An 18,359-nucleotide genomic window follows, 5' to 3' on the forward strand; every position below is an offset into this window, starting at 1 on the left:
CGGCGAGGGCGTCGAGTTCGGCGAGGGCGTGCCTCGGGGCCTGCCACCTCGGCGAGGGCCACGGTGCGGTTGAGGCTGACCATCGGGCCGGGGTCGACGCCGGGTCAGCAGGTCGTAGAGGACGAGGATCTGGGGCCAGTCGGTGGCGGCCACGTCGGCGCCTCGTCGTGCACGGCGGCGATCGCGGCCTGCACCTGGTACGGCCCGACCCGGCCGACGGCAGCGTGCCGGGCCAGGAGTTGGGTGCCCTCGGCGATCAGGGCGGGCGTCCACGGGAGCGGTCCTGATCGGTCAGCCGCACCAGTTCGTCGGCGGGGCCGGTGCGGGCCAGCCGGCGGGCCTCGGTGAGCAGCATCAGGGCCAGCAGCCCCGGCGGCCTCGGTCTCGTTCCGGGCCAGCCGTAGCAGCAGGCGGGTGAGCCGGATCGCTTCGGCCGAGAGGTCCGGCGCCGTCAGCTCCTCGCCCCCGGAGGCGGTGTAGCCTCGTTGAAGACCAGGTAGAGCACCGCAGGACCTCGCGAGCCGTTCGTCCGCTCGGCGGGGGTGGCACATCCGGAGCCGCGCGCCGCCGCTATCTCCCGGACGGCCTGTTTGGCCGGCTGATCCGCGTGGGCCATCGTCGCCTCGGGCACCAGGAAGGCGGCGGCGATCTGAGCGGTGGTCAGACCGCCGACCGCGCGCAGGGTGAGGGCCACCCGGCTGGGGCGGAGAGCGCGGGGTGGCAGCAGAGGAAGAGCAGGCGAGGGAGTCGTCCCGGCGGTGTCGCATCGGCGGCCGGGGCGAGCAGGCAGACTGCGGGGTGGCGAGCAGCACCCGGTCCTCGCGGTCGCGGCGTGCCCGTTCGCTGCGCACCAGGTCGACCAGCCGCCGGTTGGCGACGTGACCAGCAGCCGCGCGGATTCTCCGGCACGCCCTCGGGGGCCACTGGAGGGCGGCCGCGAGCAGGGCCTCCTGCACGGCGTCCTCGCAGCTGTCGAAGGCCCCGCCGTGGCGCGCAGCAGCGCGCCGAGGACCTGCGGCGCAGTTCGCGCAGCAGGTCCTTCGACGGTGGGGCAGGAGCGTCATGCCTCGGGCGCTGGGCTTCGTGCAGGATCGGCTACGAGCTCGACCGGTCTGTGGTCGGCGAACGCGCATGTCGGCCGCGATTGCTGGGCCCGCTCCAGGTCCTCCACGTCAGCAGGTAGAAGCTGGCCAGGTACTCCTTGGTCTCCAGGTACGGCCCGTCGGTGAGCGGCGGGCGCCGTCCTGACGGCGCACCAGCTGGGCGGAGGCCGCGTCGGCCAGACCGTAGGCGCCAATCAGCTCCCCGGTGGCTGGTACTTCGGTTGAACGCGTCCTGCGGGCGATCGCGGACGGCCACTCCTCGGCCGGGATGGCCTCCCACTTGGCCTGGTTGCCGTAGATCATCGCGACGTACTTCATCTCGGGTCCTCCTCGCTGCGGTGCACTGTCACCCTTCGTCGGAGCCGGCACGGGGGTCTCTACACGCCCGGCGGATTTCCTTCGAAGATCTTTTCAGGAGCTCGCGAAGGTGCGCCGGTAGACCGTCGGCGGGACGCCGCGACGCCTGACGAACTGTTCGCGCAGCACCGCCGCGCTGCGGTAGCCGACCAGGTGGGCGATCTCCTCGACCGCGAGGGCGGTGGTCTCAGCAGTTCCTCGGCGCGGGCGAGGCGCAGCTCCAGCAGCCAGGCGTGCGTGTGGTGCCGGTGGCGGCGGTGAAGCGGCGGGAGCGAAGGAGCGGCGGCTCATCAGGCGCGGCGGGCCAGCTCGCGACGGGGAGCGGCCGGTCGAGGTGGCGCGCGGCCCAGGCGAGCACCTCGGCGAGGCGTTCGTCCTCGGTGTCGGCGGGGACGGGGGCGGCCACGTACTGGGCCTGGCCGCCGGCCCGGTGCGGGGGGAGGACCAGGTCGCGCGCGATGGCGTTGGCGGTGGCGGCGCCGTACTCGCGGCGCAGCAGGTGCAGGCTGAGGTCGAAGCCGGCCGCCGCGCCCGCGCCGGTGACGATGCTGCCCTCGTCCACGTAGAGCGCCTCGGGCTGGACGGAGACCTCGGGGTGACGGTCGGTCAGGAGCCCGGCGAAGCGCCAGTGGGTGGTGGCCCGGCGGCCGTCCAGCAGACCGGCGGCGGCCAGCGCGAAGCTGCCGACGCAGTGCGCGCCGACCAGGGCGCCGCGGGCGTGGGCGGCGGTGAGGGCGGCCAGCACGGCGGGCGGCGGCGGGGTGCGGAAGTCGGACCAGGGGAGGAAGAGCACCAGGTCGGCGGTGGTGAGGCGGTCCAGTCCGTGCGTGACCTGGACGGGGACGCCGACGTCGGTGGGCACCGGGCCGGGCCGCTCGGTGCAGAGCGCGAAGTCGAACCGGGGCAGCCCGCCGCCGCGCTCGGCGAACACCTCGGCGATCACGCCGACGGCGAGCAGCCCGACCCCGGGCGGGGCGTAGGCGGCGACGGAGCGGAACGGCGTGGCGGGGGCTGGGGCTGGGGCGACGGGCGCGGGCATCCGGGCAGTGTGGCACGGTTGGCACGAAACCCGCGATCGGTGGCATCACGGCCACTCGTCGGGAAGCCGCAGGTCGGCGAGGCTCTACGGCATGACCACTGACGCACCCGCGGGCCGCAGCGCCTCCTTCACCGTCCTGACCACCGGCTACACCCTCTCCACCGGCCCGGGCGTGGCCGCCACCGTCTCGTACGTGACCGACGGCGGCCGGCACGTGGTGGTGGACCCGGGAATGGTGGCCCACCGCGACCGCATCCTCGGCCCGCTGGCGGAGCTCGGCCTGACGGCGGACCAGGTCACCGACGTGGTGCTGAGCCACCACCACCCGGACAACACCATGAACGTCGGCCTGTTCGGCGAGCGCGGCCGTCCACGACCACAAGGCCGAGTACCGGGGCCGACCAGTGGACCGACCGGGACGCCGCACGGTCACGAACTCACCCCCCTCCCTGCGCCTGATCGCGACCCCGGCCACAGTCCGGAGGACATCACCCTGCTGGCCGGCACCCGGACGGCGTGGTGGCCTTCGTCGGCGACCTCTGCGTGGCGCCCCAACGGCCCGGTCGAGGACCCGGTCTCCCCGGACCAGGCGGTCCTGCGGGCCTCCCGCGAACGCGTGCTGGCCGTCGCCGACCTCATCGTCCCGGGCCACGGCGCCCCCTTCCGGGCCGTGGACGCGCTGCTCTGAGCAGGCCACTGCCCGCCGCGGCGAGGAGGGCCGGGCGGGGCAGCGGGTGAGGGGCGTCAGCTGGTGACGCGGAGCAGCTTGTTGGGGCTGCCGGTGCCGATGCCCGTGAGGACGTTGGAGGTCGCCGCCGCGAGCAGCGGCCGAGGTGACCGCCGCCGGGGTGGCGGTGGTGTGGTACGAGAGGTAGACGGCGGGCGGCGCCGGCCACGTGGGGGGTGGCCATCGAGGTGCCGGAGATGGTGTTGGTGGCGGTGTGTCGCCGGTGCCCCAGGACCGAGGTGATGTTGGAGCCGGGGCGAAGAGGTCGACCCGGGTGCCGTAGTTGGAGAAGCTGGAGCGGGCGTCGGTGTTGGTGGTGGAGCCGACGGTGATGGCGGTCGGGACGCGGGCCGGGGAGTAGTTGTTGGCGTTGGCGTTGGAGTTCCCGGCGGCCACCGCGTAGGTGACGCCGGAGGCGATCGAGGCGGCCACCGCGTTGTCCAGGGTGGTGGAGGGGCTGCCGCCCAGGCTGAGGTTGGCCACGGCGGGCTTGACCGCGTTCTTGGTGACCCACTCGACGCCGGAGACCACCCCGGCGGTGGTGCCGGAGCCGTTGTTGTCGAGCACCCGGACGCCGACCACCTTGGCGGCCTTGGCCACGCCGTACTTGGTGCCGGCGATGGTGCCCGCCACGTGGGTGCCGTGGCCGTTGCCGTCCTGGGCGACGGCGTCGTTGTCGACGAAGTCCCAGCCGTTGGCGGCGCGCGGGGCCAGGTCGGTGTGGCTGATCCGGACGCCGGTGTCGATCACGTACGCGGTGACCCCGGCACCGGCCCGGTCCGGGTAGGTGTAGCTCTGGTTCAGCGGCAGCGCGGCCTGGTCGATCCGGTCCAGGCCCCAGGACGGCGGGTTGGCCTGGGTGGCGGTGACGGTGAAGACCTGGTTCTGCTCGACACCGGCCACCGACGGGTCGGCGGCCAGGCGGCGGGCCTGAACGGCCGTCAGGCCCTCGACCGCGTAGCCGTGCACGGCCTTGTCCCAGACCTGGGTGATCCGGCCGCCGCGCTGGACGGCCAGGCCCTGGGCCTTGGCCGAGGCGGGCGCCAGGCCGGAGCCGGGCTTGAGGGTCACCAGGTAGCTGCCCGGTATCGCCGAGGGGGAGCCGGCCTGGAGCACCACGCCCTCGGCGGGGGCCGCGAAGGCGGGGGCGGTGACGGCACCGGAGAGGGCCGCGGTGGCGACGGCGGCGGCCAGGACGGCGAGTGCGCGGCGGCGGGGGAGCTGTGCCATGAGAGGGGTCCTCCTCGTCGGTGGTGCGGGGTGAGTGAGGACCAGCCTGCGGGCTTGACGGTGCACCGACGAAGGGGCTTTCCCGTCGTCATGTCCCCGACATGCCACCGTGGTTCGGGGTTGGCCGGAGGCCGGGCGAATGCACTCCAAGCGGGCCGCCGGACGGGCCGCGGAAGGGCTCCGTTCACGGCGGCGTGACGCCGCGGACGCACGGCGGCGCCCCGTTCTGGCCGGAACCCGACGGAACGCGACGGAACCCGCCCCCGGGAACGGCGAGAGCCCCGCCGGACCGGGGTCCGACGGGGCTCAACGGAGCGCGAGCGGTCAGTTCTCCAGGCGGATCAGGGCGCGGGCCGAGACCGGGCCGCCGGCCGGGCCGGTCAGGGCGGCCTGCACCAGGTAGCGGCCGAGCGGTGCGGGCGTCGCGTCCGGGGTGGCGCACTGCTGCTTGGAGCGGCCGCGCTCCCAGGTGAAGGTCTCGGTCAGGCCGGTGCCCGCGCCGACCTGCACCCAGGTGTCCTGACGGTCCGTCGGGCAGTCGCCGGAGGACCAGACCCGCTCGTTGGACTCGGCCAGCGTCACGGTGACGGTCGAGGCCAGCCGGCCGAGGTTGACCCGGCACGCGCCGGTGGAGGTGTTGCGCACGGTGAGGGAGAGCCGGGGCTTCTCCTTGGCCTTGTACGTCTCCTGACTGCCCGCCAGCTCCAGCGAGAGCTGTCCGGCCGAGCAGACCTGGAGCGCCATCACCTCGGCGGTGTTCACCGGCAGGGGGCTGCCCGCGCCGCCGGTGCCGCCCGAGCCGCCGCCCGCGCCGCCGCCCGTTGCGCCGCCCGTACCGCCGCTGTCGGCACCGCCGGTGCCGCTGCCGCCGCCCGTGCCGGTGCCGCCGGTGGTCAGGCTGACCTCGCCGCCGCCGGAGCCGGAGACCCCGCCGCTGCCCGAGGAACCGCCCGAGCCACCGGTGCCACTGCCGCCGCCGGGGCGGCTGTCCACGGCCGGGCCGGTCGGCGAGGCACCCGGGGTGATCGACTGCACCGGTGCGGGCTGGGCGGTGCCCTGCTTGCCCGACTTCCCGTCGCCCCCGGATCCGGAGAACAGCCAGAAGACCAGCGCCGACACGACGGCGAGGGCTACGAGCACGACGATCCGCCGGCGCCAGTAGATCGAAGCCGGCAGCGGTCCCACGGGTTGACGCAGAGAAGGCACGGGCAAACTCTACGAGACCCGGAGGACCCGATGGTGCATCAACACCGGTCTGGCGTCGCTTCCTTCACATCATCCGTGTTTTGCTCCGGCCGGGTGAGGCCCCGGGGCCGCCCGGGTGACCCGTCGGCGCGCGCTCCCGCCCGCCGGTCCGGCTGCCGGGCACGGCCACCGGGCCGTTTGTCGGCCCGCCGAGCCCGGTGCGAGGATGGCCGGGCCATGGCTGCCACCACCACTGAGACCTCCGCCCCGCTGCTCCACTCGACCGTGCTCGACTGGTACGCGGCCAACGCCCGCGACCTTCCCTGGCGCACGCCCGAGGCGAGCCCCTGGGCCGTCCTGGTCAGCGAGTTCATGCTCCAGCAGACCCCGGTGAAGCGGGTGCTGCCCGCGTACGCCGCGTGGCTGGAGCGCTGGCCCACCCCCGCCGCGCTGGCCGCCGACGCACCGGGCGAGGCGGTCCGGATGTGGGGCCGGCTCGGCTACCCGCGCCGGGCGCTGCGGCTGCACGCCGCCGCCACCGCGATCACCGAGCAGCACGGCGGTGAGGTGCCCGAGGACCACGCCGCGCTGCTGGCGCTGCCCGGGGTCGGCGAGTACACCGCCGCGGCCGTCGCCTCCTTCGCCTTCAAGCAGCGCCACGTGGTGCTCGACACCAACGTCCGCCGGGTCTTCGCCCGCGCGGTCACCGGCGTCGAGTACCCGGCCCAGGCCACCACCGCGGCCGAGCGCCGCACCGCCACCGCACTGCTGCCCGAGGACACCGCCACGGCGGCGGTCTGGGCGGTCGCGGTGATGGAGCTCGGCGCGCTGGTCTGCACCGCGCGCGGCCCCGAGTGCGGGGCCTGCCCGCTGCGGCGGCGGTGCGCCTGGCAGGCGGCGGGACGCCCGCCGTACGAGGGCCCGGCCCGGCGCGGGCAGACGTACGAGGGGACGGACCGTCAGGTCCGGGGCAAGCTGCTGGCGGTGCTCCGCGAGGCGCACGGCGAGGTCCCGCAGGCCCGGCTGGACGAGGTCTGGCCGGACCACGTGCAGCGGGCCAGGGCGCTGGACGGGCTGGTCGCCGACGGGTTGGTCGAGCCGGTCGCGCAGGGCGTCTACCGGCTGCCGCAGTAGCCCGGTGGCCCGGTACGACGGAGGGCCCGGTCCGTACGGACCGGGCCCTCCGTCTCGCTGACGCGGCGTCACTACTCGGAGAGCACCGGCTCCCCGGCACCGCGCAGCGGCACCTCGCGCAGGAAGACCGAGGCGGCCACCGCGACCAGGCTGATCACCGCGCCCCAGATGAAGACGGTGTGGATGCCGTTGGCCACCGCGTGGTGGAAGGTGTCCTGCACCGGGGCGGGCAGCGCCCGGACGGCCTCCGGGCCGAGCTGGGCGATGTTGCCGTGGCCGCCGCCCTGACTGCCGCCCTGGGCACCGGCGGCGCCGGCCATGGTCGAGGTGACCCGGTCGTTGAAGAGGGCGCCGAACAGGGCCACGCCGAAGGAGCCGCCGATGGTGCGGAACAGGGTGGCGGTGGAGCTGGCCACGCCCATGTCCTTGAGCTCCACGCTGTTCTGCGCGACCAGCATGGTGACCTGCATCAGGAAGCCCATGCCCGCGCCGAGCACGACCATGTAGCAGGACGAGACGAAGCGGTCGGTGTCGGTGGAGAGGGTGGAGAGCAGCAGCGAACCGCCGGCCATCACCGCGGTGCCGATGATCGGGTAGATCCGGTACTTGCCGGTCTTGGTGATGGCCTGGCCGACCACCAGCGAGACCACCAGCATGCCGAACATCATCGGCATCAGCTGGAGGCCGGAGGAGGTGGCCGAGGCGCCCTGCACGTGCTGCTGGTACAGCGGCAGGAAGGTGACGGCGCCGAACATCGCGAAGCCGACGATGAAGCCGATCAGCGAGACCATGGTGAAGTTGCGGTTGCGGAACAGCTCCAGCGGGAGCATCGGCTCCTCGGCCTTCTGCTCCGCGTAGACGAAGGCGATCAGCGAGGCGACCGCGAGCGCGCCCAGGCCGAGGATCTGCTTCGAGGCCCACTCGTACTCCTGGCCGCCCCAGGTGGTGATGAGGACCAGCGAGGTGATGCCGACGGTGAGCAGTGCCGCGCCCAGGTAGTCGATCTTCGCCTTGGAGCGGACCGAGGGCAGCTTCAGGGTGATCACGATGAAGGCCAGCGCGACCACGCCGAGCGGCAGGTTGATGTAGAAGGTCCAGTGCCAGCTGAGGTGGTCGGTGATGAAGCCGCCGATCAGCGGGCCGCCGACGGTGGCCAGCGCCATCACGGCGGCGAACATGCCCTGGTACTTGCCGCGGTCGCGCGGCGCCACCAGCGCGCCCATGATCGACATGACGCCGACCATCAGACCGCCCGCGCCCAGGCCCTGCACCGCGCGGAAGGCGATCAGCTGGCCCATCGTCTGGGAGAGGCCGGAGAGCGCCGAGCCGAGCAGGAAGATCGCGATCGAGATGACGAAGGTGCCCTTGCGGCCGTAGAGGTCGCCGAGCTTGCCCCAGATCGGGGTGGAGGCGGCGGTCGCCAGGGTGTAGGCGGTCACCACCCAGGAGAGGTGCTCGGCGCCGCCGAGGTCGCCGACGATGGTCGGCATCGCGGTGCCGACGATGAGGTTGTCCAGCATCGCCAGCAGCATGGCGACCACCAGACCGATCATCACCAACCGGATCTCGCGCGGGCTGCGCGGGGTCGGGTCGGCGGCCGCTGCCGGCGGCTCCACGGTCTCGACCTGCTGTTTCGACATGGGTGGGGGCTCCCTGCACTACCGCTGCCGGGGAACTTACTTGCCGCCCGGCTAGTTGACTGACCTGTGGCACGGTAAGGTGTCCGTATCCTGGCGTCAAGCCGATTACTGACGGAGTCGAGGCCGCCCACCGATGAGCACGACGCAGAGCCCGCGCAGCGGCACCAGGGGGCGGATCGTCGAGGTCGCCCTGGAACTGTTCTCGGAGCAGGGGTACCAGGAGACCTCGCTGCGGGAGATCGCCGACCGGCTGGGTGTCACCAAGGCCGCGCTCTACTACCACTTCAAGACCAAGGACGACATCGTCCACGGCATCATCGAGCAGGCCGCGGCGCCGATCGACGAGGTGATCGCCTGGGGCGAGGGGAAGCCCTGGACGCCCGGGCTGCGGGACGAGCTGATCCGCCGCTTCGCGGCCGGCGCCGCCGACCGGGCCCCGCTGCTGCGCTTCTTCCACGAGAACCAGCCGGCCCTGCGGGACTCCTCGGCCGGGCTGGAGTTCAAGGAGCGCATGGTCTCCATGATCAAGCTCGTGCACGGCCCGGAGGCGGGCCCCGAGGACCGGCTCCGGGCGGCGATGGCGCTGTTCTCCTTCCACACCGCGCTCTTCCTGCTCAAGCAGGACCTGGCGGCCGGGCCGGAGGCGGCCTGCGCGACCGGCACGGTGACCAGCCTGGCGCAGGCGACGGAGGCGGCCCTGGTGGTCGCGCTGGAGATCGCCGAACGGATCGAGCCCCCGCGCGCCTGAGCGTCACGGGGGCCCGGTCGGGTCTGCCGGTGCGTCAGAAGCCGACGGCGCCGTGGCCCTTGAGGTACGCGAGCGGGTCGATCACGGCCGCGTAGCGGTTGGCCGAGCGGATCTCGAAGTGCAGGTGCGGACCGGTGGAGTTGCCGGTGGAGCCGGCCTTGCCGATCTGCTGGCCGGCCTTGACGGTCTGACCCGCCTTCACGCCGATCGAGGACAGGTGCGCGTACTCGGCGAACTTGCCGTCGGGCAGCTTCAGCACGACCTCGTTGCCGTACGCGCCGTCCGGGCCGGCCGAGACCACGGTGGCGTCGGCCACCGCGAGCAGCGGGGTGCCGGTGCTCACCGCGAAGTCGGTGCCGGTGTGGTAGCCGGCCGCGTAGCTGGCGTTCTTGCCGCCGTAGGGGTTGCTGATCCGGGCCCCGGGGGCGGGGGAGGTCCAGGACGGGGCGGGGGCCGGCTCGGGCTGCGCGGCGGGGGCCGGCGCCTCGGCCCGGGCCTCCGAGCGGTCGGCGGCGGGGGCGCTGTCGTGGGCCTCCGCCTCGGCCGGGGCCGGGCTCTGGGCGAGGTTGTCCGCGACCGAGACGGCGGCCTGCGCGGAGGCCGAGTGCGGCAGCTCGTACGTGCCCGGCCGGGTGACCTCGACGGAGGCGTTCTCGTCGGTGTAGGCCGCGGCGGTGAAGAGCGAGGAGCCGGGGGTGGTCGGGTGCACGGTCTGCGCGGCGGCGGTGCCGGGCACCAGCAGCGCGCCGGAGCCGATGGCCAGGGCGCCGGTCCAGAGCGCGACCGTGCGGTGGGTGGTGAGCCAGCTCTTGGCGGCGTGGCGGGCGGACGTCGTCATGGTGGCAGCACCTCGGGGCGGCAGGAACGGATGGGGACCAGTCAGGTCTAAACGGACACCGGTGGCCGCCCCAAACGGTGTGACGTACGACGGCGGGTAGTGCGTCGGCCGGGCCCTTGACGGATCCGCCGGGCCGGACGCGCCGCTGCGGGGCGGTCGCCGGCTACTACCACCGCTCGTAATCCCGTCCGGCCTGTGACGAGGCCCACCGCCCTACCCCCTCCGGCCGGAGCCCAATCGTGAGGGCGGTCACAGGGCTGACGGAGTCGTGCGGACTTTCCGGGCAAGCCGGACCGATGTGCGGAACTTGTGAACCCGTGTGCGAACCGCGCGATAGCCTCCGCGCACCCAGAGCTTCGGGACATCCCCCGACCGAGCCGGAACAGGTCGCATGAGACACCTCCGCACCGCCCTCCGCACCGCCTTCCTCGCGGTGGCCGTCACCGCCCTCGCCGCCTGCGGGCCGGGCACCGTCACCCCCGCCAAGGCCCCGACGAGCCCGGCCGCCGCCTCCAGCCCGGCCGCCACGCCGACGCCGACGGCCACTCCCTCGCCGACGCCGACGCCGACGCCGACGCCGACGCCGACCGTGACGGAGACGCCGACCCAGGCCCCCGCCGCGGTGACCCCGGCCGCCGCCCCGCCGGCCACCACCAAGGCGCCCACCACCAAGGCGGCCACGCCGAAGCCGGCCACCACCGCGCCCGCCGCGCCGAGGACCACCGCGCCCGCCGCGCCGAAGACCACGGCCCCCGCCGCGCAGGTCTGCGAGATCAAGTCCAACGCGGGCAACTGCTACAACGACGGCCAGTTCTGCCGGAAGGCCGACCTCGGGCGCTCCACCCACGACCGCAACGGCGAGTGGATCACCTGCAAGGTGGACGGTTCGGTCTACCGCTGGATCGCCGCCTGACGCCGTGCCCCCGCCGTGAGCCTGTCGCTCCGACCGGTGCTGAGGCAGCATCGTTCGTATGACCGATTCCTCGCTCGCGGCCCTGCGGGACCGCCGCTTCACCGCCTTCCGCCGCTGCGGGCGGCTGCTCTCGGGCAGCCGCCCGCTGTCGCTCCGGGAGCGCATGGCCACCCTGGCCGTCGAGGCCGAGACCGTCGGGGTCGACCTGGACGTCCGCCCCGACATGTACGGCGACGGCGTGGTCCGCGCCCTGGAGCAGCGGGTCGCCGAGCTGCTCGGCAAGCCCGACGCCGCCTTCTTCCCGACCGGCACGATGGCCCAGCAGATCGCCCTGCGGTACTGGGCCGACCGCACCGGCAGCTCCGTGGTGGCCATGCACCCGCTGGCCCACCCCGAGCGCTGGGAGCGCCGCGCCTACCAGCGCCTCACCGGCCTCTCCGCGGTCTGGCCCACCAAGGAGCCCCGGCTGCCCACGGCGGACGAACTCCTGTGCTGCGAGGAGCGGTTCGGCACCCTGATGCTCGAACTCCCGCTCCGCGACGCCGGGTTCGTGCTGCCGAGCTGGGAGGAGCTGACCGCCGCGGTCGGCGCGGTGGAGGGCGTGCGGGTGCACCTGGACGGAGCCCGGCTCTGGGAGTCGGTACCCCATCTGGGCCGCTCGCTGCCGGAGATCGCCGCCCTGGGCGACTCGGTGTACGTCTCCTTCTACAAGACCCTGGAGGGCATCAGCGGCGCCGCGCTGGCCGGGCCCGAGGACTTCGTGCGCGAGGCCAAGGTCTGGCGCCACCGCTACGGCGGCCAGCTCTTCCAGCAGTGGCCGGCGGCGCTGTCGGCACTGGCCGGGCTGGAGCGGGTGCTGCCCGAGCTGCCGGCCTACGTCGCGCACGCGAAGGTGGTGGCCGCCGCACTGGTGCGCGCGCCCGGGGCCAGAGTGGTGCCCGAGGTGCCGCACACCCACCAGTTCCAGCTCTGGCTGCCCTACGGGGCGGGGGAGTTGAACGAGGCCACGGTCCGGCTGGCGGAGGAGCAGGGCGTCGGGCTGTTCGGCCTGTGGATCGACGGGCCGGTGCCGGGCTGCGCGCTGACCGAGGTGACGGTCGCCGCCGAGGCGCTGGAGTGGACGGCCGAGGAGATCGAGGAGGCCCTCGCCGACCTGCTGGCGCTGCTGGGGAAGTGACCGGGCGCGGAAACACTCCGGCCCCGCCGGGACGAATCCCGGCGGGGCCGAAGTCACCTGCTTACCACGTCAGTTGAGCGAAGCTCACTTGCCGGGGCTGACCAGGACCAGGGTCTCGAGCTTGTTCCAGCTCTCGTAGAGGACCGAGATCGCGGTGTTGGTGTTCGGGACCTGGACGGAGGAGAACTGCGTCGAGGCGTCCCAGTACTTGTTCTTCGCGTCGTTGAAGGACGAGACGCCCTTCGAGGACGGGATGGTGGTGAGGACGTCCGCCTTGTGGAGCTTCAGGCCGTCGGTGCGGTCGAAGCCGAAGGTGGAGTCGTAACCCTGCAGACGCGGACGCATGGTGCTGCCGTCGGCCCACTTGAGCGGGGTCGGGTGCGAGTCGACCGGCAGGATGAGACCGGCGCCCGGGTGGTTGGTGACGTTGTTGTCGGTCTGCGACTCGTCCCACAGCCAGATCAGAAGACCGTTCTGGTTGGCGTAGTGGTCGACCCAGTCCGGCTTCACGGCGGAACCGAAGACGTACGGACCGGTCTTCAGCATCTCGTCGTAGGAGACGTACTGACGGTTCTCCACCAGGTAGTGCTGGGCGTAGTCCTTGGAGAACTTGCCGTTGATGCGGGAGAAGCCGTCGGCCTTCCAGCCGTTGTCGCCGTTCTCCACCGTGTCGGAGAAGACCGACGCGCCATCGGCGGTGATGCCGATGTTGTCGAGGGCCAGGCCCTTCTCGTGCACGCCACCGTCGGTGGTGTAGTGGAAGCGGACCTTGACGGCCTTGCCCACGTACGGGTTCAGGTCGTAGGCCAGGTCGCCCCACTGACCGCCCGAGTTGCCGGTCAGACCGGCCTTGTTGCCCGGGTTGAGCGGGATCGCCGTGCCGTTCCAGGTGCCGTTCAGGCCGACCCAGTTGGCGCCGCCGTCGGTCGAGACCTCGGCGTAGGCGTAGTCGTAGTCCTGCTCGATCTCGTACCAGCCCTTGGCCGTCAGCGAGGCCGAGGTCTTGCCGGTGAGGTCGACGTCGCGGGTGAGCGCGACGTTCAGGTCGTCGGCCGAGCCGCTCCACCACTCACCGCTGCCCTGGAAGGGGGTGTTGATCTCGGTGGTGATGGTCTTGCTCGGGAGGTCGACGACCAGGCCCTGCGGGCGCTTGTTGTTGTACTCGGCCGGGCCGAGGAGGTGGGCGGAGAACTTGCCCGCCTTGGCCTTCTCGAAGTCGAACCAGCCCAGCTTGAGCTTGGACCAGGCGTCCAGGTCGGCCGGCTTGTCGCCGATCGAGTCCTTGCCGGTGCCGAGCCAGGAACCGGACGACATCAGCGACCAGAAGCCGACCGAGTTGTCGTTGCCGGAGCCGGTGGTGTCGTAGAGGTCCGGCAGACCGAGGTCGTGGCCGTACTCGTGGGCGAAGACACCGAGGCCACCGTTCTCGGCCTGCATGGTGTAGTCGCCGACCCAGATGCCGGTGTCGCCGGCCTGGGTGCCACCGAGCTTGTTGTTCGCCGGGCCGGTCTGGCCCTGCAGCGCGCCGTAGGCGTATGAGCGGTGGGCCCAGAGCGCGTCGGTGCCCTGGGCACCGCCGCCGGCGGACTGGTCCTCACCGGCGTGCACGATCTGGAAGTGGTCGACGTAACCGTCGGGCTCGTTGAAGTTGCCGTCGTGGTCGAAGTCGTACCGGTCCCACTGGTCGTACTGCGCCAGGGTGGCCTTGATCTGGGCGTCCGTCTGGCCCTTGGCCTTCTGGTCGGCGACCCAGGCGTTGACGCCGTCGCGGATCAGGTCCTGGGCGTTGTTGCAGACGTGCTGGCCGCAGTAGTCCGAGCCGTAACGGGCCTCGTTCCACGGCACCTTGACCCAGTCGGTGACCTGACCGTCGACCGAGTAACGGCCGGAGGACTGGCGCTCGTAGTAGGTCTTGAGCGAGTCCTGGGTCTTGCTGAAGTACATGTCCTGGTAGTGCTGGCGGTTGTAGTCCGCCCGCCAGTCCGTGGAGTTGTCCTTCGTGCGGTCCGGCTGCGGGATCTGGTTCCGCTGCGGGCCCGGGGTGCCACCGTACTTGAGCTTGCCGTCGGGCAGCTTGGTGGTGTTGTCCACCTGGTCGGAGAACTCGACCAGGATGGTGAAGATCTTGTCCGTGCGCTCGCGGGCGAGCTCCACGTACTTGTCGCGGCCGAGCTTGATGCTGGTGCCGCCGTTGTGCTTCTCGATCTTCGCGGTGCCGGCGAGCAGCTGGTCCAGAGCGGCCTTCTGCTCGGCCTCGACCTTGGCGCTCAGCGGACCCTCAAGGTTGTGGTCCACGGACGCGAGCTGCACCGCGTCGGCCGGGTCGTTGCTGACCGGGACGACCGGGGCGGCCGTGGCGGAGGCCGGCAGGAGCCCCGCGCCGAGGGCGGTGATGACCGCCGCGGCCGCGGTCGCCGAGGCAACCTTCTTGGATATGTTCAACGTGGTGACGTCCTCCCCATACCGGCCAAGCTCTTGGCTCCGCCGGTGAACCAATGAAAGACAGGTGGACGTCATTTGATCCAAGCGTGGATGAAAAAGAAAGACCTTGACCATGACATGGTCACGGCGCTATGCTCCGGCGCCCCGATCACCTGATCATGTGTCAAATCCCGGGGCCACCCCGGCTGCTGGGGCCGTCCATCGCGTACGGAGTACCACCGCCACCCGTCGAACGGCGGGGATCGGCGTGCGGTTCATCACAGGAATTGTGACCTGGAGATGAAGCGGCGGGCATAACGAAAGGGCCCCCGCACCGGTGTTATGACCGGTGCGGGGGCCCTTTCGGAACGTGCAACAAACCTTACTTGGTGAGGTCCGGACCCGCCGTCACGGCGGCCGGGGAGTCGGCCACGGGGGACTTCTCCTCGCCGCGGAAGGTGAACTTCGCTTCCTTGCCCTCGCCCTCGACGCCGACGACCACGATGTGGCCGGCGCGCAGCTCGCCGAAGAGGATCTTCTCGGACAGGTGGTCCTCGATGTCGCGCTGGATGGTGCGGCGCAGCGGACGGGCACCCAGGATCGGGTCGTAACCGCGCTTCGCCAGCAGCTTCTTGGCCTCGACGCTGAGCTCCAGGCCCATGTCGCGGTCCTTGAGGCGGCCGTCCACCTTGTCGATCATCAGGTCGACGATCTGGATGATGTCGTCCTCGGACAGCTGGTGGAACACCACGATGTCGTCGACGCGGTTCAGGAACTCGGGGCGGAAGTGCTGCTTGAGCTCCTCGCCGACCTTCGCCTTCATCCGCTCGTACCCGGTGGTGCTGTCACCCGTGGCCGCGAAGCCGAGGTTGAAGCCCTTGGAGATGTCCCGGGTGCCGAGGTTGGTGGTCATGATGATGACGGTGTTCTTGAAGTCGACCACCCGGCCCTGGGAGTCGGTCAGGCGACCGTCCTCCAGGATCTGCAGCAGCGAGTTGAAGATGTCCGGGTGCGCCTTCTCGACCTCGTCGAAGAGGACGACGGAGAACGGCTTGCGCCGCACCTTCTCGGTGAGCTGGCCGCCCTCCTCGTACCCGACGTAGCCGGGCGGGGAGCCGAACAGCCGCGAGACGGTGTGCTTCTCCGAGAACTCCGACATGTCGAGCGAGATCAGCGCGTCCTCGTCGCCGAACAGGAACTCGGCCAGCGTCTTGGACAGCTCGGTCTTACCGACACCGGACGGGCCGGCGAAGATGAACGAACCGCCGGGACGCTTCGGGTCCTTGAGGCCCGCACGGGTGCGCCGGATCGCCTGGGAGAGCGCCTTGATGGCGTCCTTCTGGCCGATGACGCGCTTGTGCAGCTCGTCCTCCATGCGCAGCAGGCGGGAGGACTCCTCCTCGGTCAGCTTGAAGACCGGGATGCCGGTGGCGGTGGCCAGGACCTCGGCGATGAGCTCCTCGTCCACCTCCGCGACGACGTCCATGTCGCCGGCCTTCCACTCCTTCTCCCGCTTCGCCTTCGCGGTGAGGAGCTGCTTCTCGTCGTCGCGCAGCGAGGCGGCCTTCTCGAAGTCCTGCGCGTCGATCGCGCTCTCCTTCTCCCGGCGCACGTCGGCGATCTTCTCGTCGAACTCGCGCAGGTCCGGCGGCGCGGTCATCCGGCGGATGCGCATCCGGGAGCCGGCCTCGTCGATCAGGTCGATCGCCTTGTCCGGCAGGAAGCGGTCCGAGATGTACCGGTCGGCCAGGGTCGCGGCGGCGACCAGCGCGGCGTCGGTGATCGACACCCGGTGGTGCGCCTCGTAGCGGTCCCGCAGGCCCTTGAGGATCTCGATGGTGTGCGGCAGCGAGGGCTCGGCGACCTGGATCGGCTGGAAGCGGCGCTCCAGCGCGGCGTCCTTCTCCAGGTGCTTGCGGTACTCGTCCAGCGTGGTGGCACCGATGGTCTGGAGCTCACCGCGGGCCAGCATCGGCTTGAGGATCGACGCGGCGTCGATCGCGCCCTCGGCGGCGCCCGCGCCGACCAGGGTGTGCAGCTCGTCGATGAACAGGATGATGTCGCCGCGGGTGCGGATCTCCTTGAGCACCTTCTTCAGGCGCTCCTCGAAGTCACCGCGGTAGCGGGAGCCCGCGACCAGCGCGCCGAGGTCCAGGGTGTAGAGCTGCTTGTCCTTGAGCGTCTCGGGAACCTCGCCCTTGACGATGGCCTGGGCCAGGCCCTCGACCACGGCGGTCTTGCCGACGCCGGGCTCACCGATCAGCACGGGGTTGTTCTTGGTGCGGCGGGACAGCACCTGCATGACCCGCTCGATCTCCTTCTCGCGCCCGATGACCGGGTCGAGCTTGGCCTCGCGGGCGGCCTGGGTGAGGTTGCGCCCGAACTGGTCCAGGACCAGCGAGGTGGAGGGGGTGCCCTCGGCCGGGCCGCCGGCGGTCGCCGACTCCTTGCCGCCGGACTGGTAGCCGGAGAGCAGCTGGATGACCTGCTGGCGCACCCGGTTGAGGTCGGCGCCGAGCTTCACCAGGACCTGGGCGGCGACGCCCTCGCCCTCGCGGATGAGGCCGAGCAGGATGTGCTCGGTGCCGATGTAGTTGTGACCGAGCTGGAGGGCCTCGCGGAGCGAAAGCTCCAGCACCTTCTTCGCCCGCGGGGTGAAGGGGATGTGGCCGGACGGGGCCTGCTGGCCCTGGCCGATGATCTCCTCGACCTGCTGGCGGACGGCCTCCAGGGAGATCCCGAGGCTCTCCAGGGCCTTGGCGGCGACGCCCTCGCCCTCGTGGATCAGACCCAGGAGGATGTGCTCGGTGCCGATGTAGTTGTGGTTGAGCATCCGGGCTTCTTCCTGAGCCAGGACGACAACCCGCCGCGCGCGGTCGGTGAACCTCTCGAACATCGTTTATCGCTCCTCAGAGCGGTCGGGCAGTTCGGGGACTGTCCCCGCCCTGTCCTTCCGCATGCTAGTCCCGCTCAGCGGCGCGGCTCACGGATCGGCTCCACTCGCGTGGAGCCCTTATCAGCTGCGCGACCAGCCGACACCATTCCCAACCTGATGCTGGGTGACGGTGTTCCCACGGTCGGGCCCGATGCACCCGATTCCGCTACGCCAACGGCGAACAAGGTCCGTCGTGGACGCGTCGGTAGGCCCCGCGATCTGCTCGGCCGGGGCCCTCTGCCCCACCCACCTGCATTCATACCCGGTATTCCGGCGAGTTTCGCGCAGTTTCCCCGGTGGCGGTGTTCGCCTGGCGAGAAGTCCCCCCGGGGTGACGGGGGATCAGCTCGGGCCGGGGGCCGTCCGGGTGGTGCCCGCGTGACCGCCGTGCCCCTCCAGCGTTGCACAGCCCATGACCGTCCAGCCGGGCCGGACAGCGGCCGCCGCGGTGCTGCTCGGCTCGGACCGGGTCGAACTGGCCCGCCCCGCCGGGCTGGCCGCGCTCGGCCGGCTGGACCGGCTGGGGCGGCCCACCGGGCCGGTGCTGGCCCGCGGCCGCCGGGCCGTCTTCCTGCTCGCCCCGGGCACCGCCGAGCAGGTGCCGGAGCTCCTGGACTGGCTGGGCTGGGGCCCCGGGCTCGGCCTCGACCTGGTGCCGCTGACGGCCGGGGAGCCCAGGGTGCCGCCGCCCAGGCCGCCGCGGGCGGACCGCCCCGGTCCGCCCCGGGCCGGGGTACGGCCGCGGGGCGCGGAGGAGGACCCTCCGCGCCCCGATGACCGACGGGCGGTCTGGCTGCGTCACGGCGGGCACGGACCGGGCCTGGACCTGCGCTCGCCGGACCTGCTCCGCCTGCTGGACTGCCTGGCCGACGCCTGCGCCCGGGCCCGGCTGGGCCTGGCGCCCTGACGGAG

At 72.2% G+C, this 18,359-nt stretch carries 15 protein-coding genes and 1 pseudogene; 6 read left to right on the plus strand and 10 right to left on the minus strand.

From position 1 onward, the window contains the following. Positions 1 to 256 precede the first annotated feature (256 nt). From ABD946_RS32330 to ABD946_RS32345, 4 genes are all read right to left on the minus strand, one after another. Entirely contained in the window at positions 257 to 355 is a 99-nt protein-coding gene (locus ABD946_RS32330; RefSeq protein ID WP_345289188.1) for a hypothetical protein, read from the minus strand. A 96-nt stretch (positions 356 to 451) separates the two neighbouring features. Then, complete coding sequence (locus ABD946_RS32335) at positions 452 to 694, minus strand: hypothetical protein (protein ID WP_345289189.1); 243 nt, start codon at positions 692 to 694, stop codon at positions 452 to 454. Positions 695 to 1,172: 478 nt separating this feature from the next. After that, complete coding sequence (locus tag ABD946_RS32340; RefSeq protein WP_345289190.1) at positions 1,173 to 1,421, minus strand: YciI family protein; 249 nt, start codon at positions 1,419 to 1,421, stop codon at positions 1,173 to 1,175. A 226-nt stretch (positions 1,422 to 1,647) separates the two neighbouring features. After that, the gene (locus ABD946_RS32345) at positions 1,648 to 2,499 is read right to left on the minus strand and encodes a GlxA family transcriptional regulator (RefSeq protein WP_345289191.1); all 852 of its coding nucleotides are present in this window, start codon (positions 2,497 to 2,499) and stop codon (positions 1,648 to 1,650) included. Between the two features lie 91 nt (positions 2,500 to 2,590). Here ABD946_RS32345 and ABD946_RS32350 point away from each other — a divergent pair, with 91 nt between their 5' ends. Beyond that, positions 2,591 to 3,187 carry an MBL fold metallo-hydrolase gene (locus ABD946_RS32350; RefSeq protein ID WP_345289193.1) on the plus strand — a complete coding sequence of 199 codons (597 nt, stop codon included), beginning with the start codon at positions 2,591 to 2,593 and terminating at the stop codon, positions 3,185 to 3,187. 348 nt (positions 3,188 to 3,535) lie between these two features. On the opposite strand, the pseudogene ABD946_RS32355 reads toward ABD946_RS32350, so the two are convergent. Together ABD946_RS32355 and ABD946_RS32360 are read right to left on the minus strand one after the other, a co-directional pair. Next, positions 3,536 to 4,456 (minus strand): annotated as a pseudogene (locus ABD946_RS32355) (S8 family peptidase); the annotation flags it as partial. A 324-nt stretch (positions 4,457 to 4,780) separates the two neighbouring features. After that, the gene (locus ABD946_RS32360; RefSeq protein WP_345289194.1) at positions 4,781 to 5,641 is read right to left on the minus strand and encodes a hypothetical protein; all 861 of its coding nucleotides are present in this window, start codon (positions 5,639 to 5,641) and stop codon (positions 4,781 to 4,783) included. A gap of 237 nt (positions 5,642 to 5,878) precedes the next feature. On the opposite strand from ABD946_RS32360, the gene ABD946_RS32365 reads away from it, so the two are divergent. Further along, positions 5,879 to 6,775: an HhH-GPD family protein gene (locus ABD946_RS32365; RefSeq protein ID WP_345289195.1), complete on the plus strand. Its 897-nt coding sequence runs from the start codon at positions 5,879 to 5,881 to the stop codon at positions 6,773 to 6,775. 71 nt (positions 6,776 to 6,846) lie between these two features. Here the strand turns inward: ABD946_RS32365 and ABD946_RS32370 are convergent, their stop codons facing one another. Continuing rightward, positions 6,847 to 8,415, minus strand: a complete 1,569-nt coding sequence (locus ABD946_RS32370) for an MDR family MFS transporter (protein ID WP_380149568.1) — start codon at positions 8,413 to 8,415, stop codon at positions 6,847 to 6,849. Between the two features lie 133 nt (positions 8,416 to 8,548). On the opposite strand from ABD946_RS32370, the gene ABD946_RS32375 reads away from it, so the two are divergent. Then, positions 8,549 to 9,163, plus strand: coding sequence for a TetR/AcrR family transcriptional regulator (locus tag ABD946_RS32375; protein WP_345289196.1), 615 nt, complete (start codon positions 8,549 to 8,551; stop codon positions 9,161 to 9,163). 34 nt (positions 9,164 to 9,197) lie between these two features. On the opposite strand, the gene ABD946_RS32380 is transcribed toward ABD946_RS32375, so the two are convergent. Then, positions 9,198 to 10,001, minus strand: a complete 804-nt coding sequence (locus ABD946_RS32380) for a M23 family metallopeptidase (RefSeq protein WP_345289197.1) — start codon at positions 9,999 to 10,001, stop codon at positions 9,198 to 9,200. 391 nt (positions 10,002 to 10,392) lie between these two features. Here ABD946_RS32380 and ABD946_RS32385 point away from each other — a divergent pair, with 391 nt between their 5' ends. Together ABD946_RS32385 and ABD946_RS32390 are read left to right on the plus strand one after the other, a co-directional pair. Further along, positions 10,393 to 10,914, plus strand: coding sequence for a hypothetical protein (locus ABD946_RS32385; RefSeq protein WP_345289198.1), 522 nt, complete (start codon positions 10,393 to 10,395; stop codon positions 10,912 to 10,914). A gap of 58 nt (positions 10,915 to 10,972) precedes the next feature. Next, positions 10,973 to 12,091, plus strand: coding sequence for a threonine aldolase family protein (locus tag ABD946_RS32390; RefSeq protein WP_345289199.1), 1,119 nt, complete (start codon positions 10,973 to 10,975; stop codon positions 12,089 to 12,091). Positions 12,092 to 12,175: 84 nt separating this feature from the next. Here ABD946_RS32390 and ABD946_RS32395 read toward each other — a convergent pair whose 3' ends face one another. Together ABD946_RS32395 and ABD946_RS32400 are read right to left on the minus strand one after the other, a co-directional pair. Further along, positions 12,176 to 14,533, minus strand: a complete 2,358-nt coding sequence (locus ABD946_RS32395) for an immune inhibitor A domain-containing protein (protein WP_345289200.1) — start codon at positions 14,531 to 14,533, stop codon at positions 12,176 to 12,178. 361 nt (positions 14,534 to 14,894) lie between these two features. Then, positions 14,895 to 17,408 carry an ATP-dependent Clp protease ATP-binding subunit gene (locus ABD946_RS32400; protein WP_345289202.1) on the minus strand — a complete coding sequence of 838 codons (2,514 nt, stop codon included), beginning with the start codon at positions 17,406 to 17,408 and terminating at the stop codon, positions 14,895 to 14,897. A 451-nt stretch (positions 17,409 to 17,859) separates the two neighbouring features. On the opposite strand from ABD946_RS32400, the gene ABD946_RS32405 reads away from it, so the two are divergent. Beyond that, entirely contained in the window at positions 17,860 to 18,354 is a 495-nt protein-coding gene (locus ABD946_RS32405; RefSeq protein WP_345289203.1) for a hypothetical protein, read from the plus strand. Positions 18,355 to 18,359: the final 5 nt, after the last annotated feature.

The sequence above is a fragment of the Kitasatospora albolonga genome (assembly GCF_039535905.1).
Lineage (GTDB): Bacteria > Actinomycetota > Actinomycetes > Streptomycetales > Streptomycetaceae > Kitasatospora > Kitasatospora albolonga.

What these genes read in the sequence shown, in the direction of transcription:
- ABD946_RS32330 (WP_345289188.1), bottom strand. Translation starts at nt 355, where the DNA reads ATGCTGCTCACCGAGGCCCGCCGGCTGGCCCGCACCGGCCCCGCCGAC.
- ABD946_RS32375 (WP_345289196.1), top strand. Translation starts at nt 8,549, where the DNA reads ATGAGCACGACGCAGAGCCCGCGCAGCGGCACCAGGGGGCGGATCGTC.
- ABD946_RS32340 (WP_345289190.1), bottom strand. Translation starts at nt 1,421, where the DNA reads ATGAAGTACGTCGCGATGATCTACGGCAACCAGGCCAAGTGGGAGGCC.
- ABD946_RS32345 (WP_345289191.1), bottom strand. Translation starts at nt 2,499, where the DNA reads ATGCCCGCGCCCGTCGCCCCAGCCCCAGCCCCCGCCACGCCGTTCCGC.
- ABD946_RS32365 (WP_345289195.1), top strand. Translation starts at nt 5,879, where the DNA reads ATGGCTGCCACCACCACTGAGACCTCCGCCCCGCTGCTCCACTCGACC.
- ABD946_RS32380 (WP_345289197.1), bottom strand. Translation starts at nt 10,001, where the DNA reads ATGACGACGTCCGCCCGCCACGCCGCCAAGAGCTGGCTCACCACCCAC.
- ABD946_RS32350 (WP_345289193.1), top strand. Translation starts at nt 2,591, where the DNA reads ATGACCACTGACGCACCCGCGGGCCGCAGCGCCTCCTTCACCGTCCTG.
- ABD946_RS32390 (WP_345289199.1), top strand. Translation starts at nt 10,973, where the DNA reads ATGACCGATTCCTCGCTCGCGGCCCTGCGGGACCGCCGCTTCACCGCC.
- ABD946_RS32405 (WP_345289203.1), top strand. Translation starts at nt 17,860, where the DNA reads ATGACCGTCCAGCCGGGCCGGACAGCGGCCGCCGCGGTGCTGCTCGGC.
- ABD946_RS32370 (WP_380149568.1), bottom strand. Translation starts at nt 8,415, where the DNA reads ATGTCGAAACAGCAGGTCGAGACCGTGGAGCCGCCGGCAGCGGCCGCC.
- ABD946_RS32400 (WP_345289202.1), bottom strand. Translation starts at nt 17,408, where the DNA reads ATGTTCGAGAGGTTCACCGACCGCGCGCGGCGGGTTGTCGTCCTGGCT.
- ABD946_RS32385 (WP_345289198.1), top strand. Translation starts at nt 10,393, where the DNA reads ATGAGACACCTCCGCACCGCCCTCCGCACCGCCTTCCTCGCGGTGGCC.